Source organism: Actinomycetospora sp. (assembly GCF_055612215.1).
Genome location: NZ_JBVPVA010001182.1, coordinates 1 through 5,246 on the forward strand (window position 1 = coordinate 1; position 5,246 = coordinate 5,246).

The window sequence follows — 5,246 nt, forward strand, 5'->3', positions numbered from 1 at the left end:
CCCGGCGGATCGTGGCCTCGCTCGGGTGGTCCGGCTACTTCGGCCACGTGGCGGGCTCCGGACCGGGGGTCGGCGGCAAGGACGCGGTGCTCGTGGAGGCGCTCCTCGGGCTGGGCCGGGTGCTGCCCGAGGGGGCGCGGGACGCCGCGATGGTCGGCGACTCGCCCGTGGACGTCTGGGCCGCGCACGAGGTCGGGCTGGTCGCGGTCGGGGTCACGTGGAGCGGCACCCCCGCGGACGTGCTCGCCGACGCCGACCTGCTCTGGCCGCGGCCCGACGCGCCCTGGCACCCGCCGTCGTGAGCGGTGGCGCCGGGCGGAGCGGCGGGCGGTGGGTGGTCCACCTGGACCTCGACTCGTTCTTCGCGTCGGCCGAGCAGCTGACCCGCCCGACACTGCGGGGCCGGCCGGTCCTCGTCGGGGGGCTCGGCCCGCGCGGGATCGTCGCGGGCGCGTCCGGCGAGGCGAAGGCCCACGGCGCCCGGTCGGCGATGCCGATGGCCCAGGCCCGCCGGGCGTCCCCCCACGCGGTCGCGCTGCCGCCGCGCACGGCGGTCTACCGGACGCTCTCGGAGGCCTTCTTCGGCGTCGTGCGCGCCGCCGCACCGGTGCTGGAGCAGGTGGCCTACGACGAGACCTTCGCCGAGCCGGCCGCGCTCGCCGGGGCCACCGAGGCGGAGGTCCGGGACTGGGCGGAAGCGGTCCGCGCGGAGGTGCGCGCGGCGACGGGGCTCGCGGTGTCGGTCGGGGCGGGCGCCGGGAAGCAGGTCGCGAAGATCGCGTCCGGGCTCGCGAAACCGGACGGGGTGCACGTCGTGGCGCACGGCAGCGAGCGGGCCCTGCTCGACCCGCTGCCGGTGCGGGCGCTGTGGGGGATCGGGCCGGTGGCCGAGACGACGCTGGCCCGGGCGGGCGTGACGACGGTGGCCGCGCTCGCTGCGCTGGAGCTGGGGGAGGTGACCGCCATGCTGGGCTCGGCGGTCGGCACCGGGCTGCACCGGCTCGCGCGCGGGATCGACGACCGGGCGGTGACCGAGCGCGGCGAGGCGAAGCAGGTCAGCGCCGAGACGACGTTCGACAGCGACCTCTCCGACGTCGTCGCGGTGCGGCGCGCGGTCGCGGAGCTGGCCTCCTCGGCGCACCGCAGGCTCGTCGCCTCGGGCCGGGCGGCGCGGACGATCACGGTGAAGGTCCGCGGGGGCGACTTCGCGACGCACACCCGCTCGGAGACGACCGCGGTCGCCTCGACCGACCTGCCCGCGCTCACCGAGACCGCCCAACGGCTCGCGGTCGCGGCGCTGCCGGACGCGGGGGTGCGGCTCGTCGGGGTGTCCTACGCGGGGCTGACGACGGCGGTGCAGGGCTCGCTGTTCGAGGACGCGCCCGAGCGCGGAGCCGCGGCCACGGTCGCCGTCGAGGACCCGGAGACCGGGGGCACGCGGCGCCCGGCGCCGGTGGCGGAGGCGCTGCCCGAGGACGCCCGTCTCGCCGGCGAGGAGACGGCACCCGACCCGGGGCGGGAGTGGCGGACCGGGGACGACGTCGCCCACCCCGCGCACGGCCACGGCTGGGTGCAGGGCGCCGGGCACGGGCGGGTCACCGTCCGTTTCGAGACCCGCTCGACGGGGCCGGGTCGGGCGGTCACGTTCGCCGCGGACGATCCGGAGCTGAGTCGGGCGGATCCGCTGGGGTCGTTGGCCTGACCGGATCGACGAAGCGGCTCCACTGCCACTGGTTGCAAGCGACGACGCTTCGCTTGCACTCAGAGCGAGCGGAAGGCACCCCGGAGCTCCGCCACGAACAGCTCCGGCTCCTCGAGCGAGGCGAAGTGGCCGCCCCGGTCGAGGACGTTCCAGTACCGCAGGTCGGTGTAGCGCGCCTCGACCCACGAGCGCGGCATCTTCGCCATCTCGGCCGGGAAGACCGAGACCGCCGACGGCACGGTGACCGGGGTCGAGGTGTCCACCCGGCCGAAGCTCTCCCAGTAGATCCGCGCCGACGACGCCCCCGAGGCGCCGAACCAGTACACCGCCACGTTGTCCAGCAGCCGGCGCCGCGGCACCGACGGGGAGAGGGTCGCGCCCCCGAACGTCCACACCGCGAACTTCTCCGCGATCCACGCGAGCTGGCCGGCCGGCGAGTCGACCAGCCCGTAGCCCAGCGTCTGCGGCCGGGTCCGCTGCTGGGCCGAGTAGCCGCTGCCGACCTCGCGGAACTCCCGCGCGTCTGCCAGCCACCGCTGTTCGAGCTCGGGGAGGTCCTCGGTCCGCGCCCCCTCCGGACGCGGCGCGAGCGGCATCGTCGTGTGGATCATGGCGACCCGGTCCGGGTGGCGGACCCCGAGCGACGTCGTGACCATCGCGCCCCAGTCGCCGCCCTGGGCGAGGAAGCGGTCGTACCCGAGCCGGTCCATGAGCTCGACCCAGGCGTCGGCGACGTGGTCGACGTCCCAGCCGGTGACGGTCGGCTTGTCCGAGAACCCAAAGCCGGGCAGAGAGGGCGCGACCACGTGGAACGCCGGGTCCGAGGGGTCGGGCGGGTCGGTGAGGGCGTCGAGGACGTCGAGGAACTCGACGACGCTGCCCGGCCACCCGTGGGTGACGAGCAGTGGCTGTGCGTCGTCGCGTGGTGACTCTACGTGGAGGAAGTGGATCCCCAGCCCGTCGATCACCGTGCGGTACTGCCCCCGGCGGTTGAGCTCGTCGGCCAGCGCGTGCACGTCGTGGTCCTCGAGCCACGCGCGACACAGTTCCGCGACGGTCGCGGCAGGAATGCCCTGGGACCAGTCGTCGACCGGCTCCGGCTCGGGCAGGCGGACCCGGCGGAGCCGTTCGTGCAGGTCGGCGACCTGATCGTCGGGGATGTCGAGCACGAAGCGCACCACGTCACGGGTCGCCCCGAGGGGTGTGGTTCCGGCGGCGGCGTCGCTGGGACCGGCGGCGTCGCGAGACATGGCCCGGAAACTAGACGTCCGGCGCGCACGACGCCCTACCGGCCACCGGAAGGGGTGTCACCCCACCACGCCGTGGTCGGAACTCCCTCCCCCGAAGGGGGCATCTTCCGCCCGAGGAGTCACACCGCCCGTCATCGTGGCGATGAACGCAGCGGAGGTGATCATCGTGCTGAACGAACGGCCCGCGGTGCTGCTGGCGGCGGTGGCGGATCTGGACGAGTGCGACGGCTACGTGGTCCTCGTCTTCGACCCGGAGACCGGGGAGATGGACGCCCACGGCCCGTACGAGGGGGTCGCGGCCACCCTCCGCGCGGAGGCCCTCCGCCGGAGCTTCGACGAGGACGACCTGCCCGACGTCGTCGTCCGCGTGAGCAGGCTGCACCTGCCCACGGAGGAGTCGCAACAGTTCTGGTGAGCCGCGCGCCGAGGGGGTAGACCCCCGGGCGTGACGACGGTGAGGGAGCTCGCGCTCGAGCTGTTCCGGGCGCACGGCCTGACGACGATCTTCGGCAACCCCGGGTCGACCGAGCTGCCGATGCTCCAGCAGTTCCCCGACGACTTCACCTACGTGCTCGGGCTGCAGGAGGCGGTCGTCGTCGGGATGGCCGACGGCTACGCGCAGGCGACCGGCCGACCGGCGCTGGTCAACCTGCACACCGCGCCGGGCGTCGGGAACGCGGTGGGGGCACTGGTGAACGCCTCCGCCAACCAGACCCCGCTGATCGTGACCGCGGGGCAGCAGGTGCGGCCGATGATGGCGCTCGAGGCGATGCTGACGAACCCGCGCGCCACCGAGCTCCCGCGCCCGACCGTGAAGTACTCCGCCGAGCCGCCGCGCGCGGCGGACGTCCCCGCGGTGCTCGCCCACGCGATCCGAACCGCGACGACCCCGCCCCGCGGGCCGGTGTTCGTCTCGGTGCCGATGGACGACTGGGACGTCGAGCTCACCGGTCCCGACCTCGAGGCCGCGCGCCGGGCCGTCGGGCGGACGGTGCGCGCGCCCCTGATGCCGGACGCGGCGGCGATCGACCGGCTGGCCGCCGCGCTCGACGGCGCGTCCGCCCCCGCGCTGGTGATCGGCGGCGACGTCGACGCGGGCGGCGGCTTCGACGACGCGGTGGCGCTCGCGGAGCGCTGCTCGGCCGCGGTGTACGGGCCGCCCGCCGACGGCCGCGTCGGCTTCCCGGAGGACCACCGGCTCTTCCGGGGCGCGCTGCCCATGGCGATCGCGCCGCTCGCGGACACGCTCGAGCCGCACGACGTCGTCGTCGTCCTCGGGACCGCGGTCTTCCGCTACTACCCCTACGTGCCGGGCCGGCTCCTGGCCGAGGGCACGACGCTGCTCCACGTCACCACCGACCCCGAGCAGGCCGCCCGCGCGCCGATGGGCGACGCGGTGATCGCGGACCCGACGGCGGTGGTGCGCGCGCTGCGCGAGCGGGTGGCCGAGTCGTCCCGCGCGGTGCCCGGGTCGACGCCCGCCGCCGGGGCCGCGCAGCCCTCGTCCGTGCCCGGGACGCTGACCCCCGAGGAGGTCTTCGACACCGTCGGCGCGGTGTGGCCGGTGGACGGCGTGGTGGTCGACGAGTCCCCGTCGAACCGGACCGCGCTGCACGCCCGCCGCCCGGTGCGCCGCCCGGGCAGCTCCTTCTTCACGACGTCGGGCGGGCTCGGCTTCGGGCTGCCCGCCGCGGTGGGTGTGGCGCTGGCGGACCGGGACCGTCCGGTGCTCGCGGCCATCGGCGACGGCTCGATGCAGTATTCGATCCAGGCCCTCGCGACGGCGTCGGCGCTCGGGGTGCCGCTCACCGTGCTCGTCCTGGAGAACCGCGAATACGCGATCCTCAAGTGGTTCGCCGCCCAGGAGGACACACTGAAGGCGCCCGGACTCGACCTGCCGGCGACCGACTTCACCGCGCTCGCCGCCGGGTACGGCGTGCCGGCGGAGGTGGCGAGCACGGTCGAGGAGCTGCGCGCCGCGCTGGAGCGGGGCCGCGACGGCGACGGGCCGCTGCTGGTGTCGGTCTCGCTCGGCCGCGCGGAGTAGGCCGGCTGCCGTTCCGAGCGAAGGGCCCCTTCGGTCGGATAGAGCGGCGAGGGGCGCCCGTCACCGGAACGCCGGGCCGGTGCCCGTTCCGAGCGAAGGGCACCTTCAGTCGGATAGAGCGGCGAGGGGCGCCCCTCGCCGGAACGCGAGCGGCTTGACCTGAACCAACCTCGAGGTCGCACTCTCGACCGCATGACCGCCCCGCCGGACAATCGACATGCCCCGCCCACGAACCCCCCGGTAGCGT

The 5,246-nt window shown here is 75.5% G+C and carries 5 protein-coding genes; 4 read left to right on the top strand and 1 reads right to left on the bottom strand.

Translation table 11 applies throughout. The features are described 5' to 3' along the window. Positions 1-302: HAD family hydrolase (locus AC0CYZ_RS31625; protein ID WP_472222220.1), on the top strand; the 302-nt coding region annotated here is incomplete at its 5' end. Next, complete coding sequence (locus tag AC0CYZ_RS31630) at positions 299-1,702, top strand: DNA polymerase IV (protein ID WP_472222222.1); 1,404 nt, start codon at positions 299-301, stop codon at positions 1,700-1,702. The genes AC0CYZ_RS31625 and AC0CYZ_RS31630, both read left to right, overlap by 4 nt. A gap of 59 nt (positions 1,703-1,761) precedes the next feature. On the opposite strand, the gene AC0CYZ_RS31635 is transcribed toward AC0CYZ_RS31630, so the two are convergent. Next, positions 1,762-2,952: an epoxide hydrolase family protein gene (locus AC0CYZ_RS31635; RefSeq protein WP_472222224.1), complete on the bottom strand. Its 1,191-nt coding sequence runs from the start codon at positions 2,950-2,952 to the stop codon at positions 1,762-1,764. 142 nt (positions 2,953-3,094) lie between these two features. Here AC0CYZ_RS31635 and AC0CYZ_RS31640 point away from each other — a divergent pair, with 142 nt between their 5' ends. Next, positions 3,095-3,367 carry a hypothetical protein gene (locus tag AC0CYZ_RS31640; RefSeq protein WP_472222226.1) on the top strand — a complete coding sequence of 91 codons (273 nt, stop codon included), beginning with the start codon at positions 3,095-3,097 and terminating at the stop codon, positions 3,365-3,367. Between the two features lie 30 nt (positions 3,368-3,397). Beyond that, positions 3,398-4,999: a benzoylformate decarboxylase gene (mdlC, locus tag AC0CYZ_RS31645; RefSeq protein WP_472222228.1), complete on the top strand. Its 1,602-nt coding sequence runs from the start codon at positions 3,398-3,400 to the stop codon at positions 4,997-4,999. Positions 5,000-5,246 lie beyond the last annotated feature (247 nt).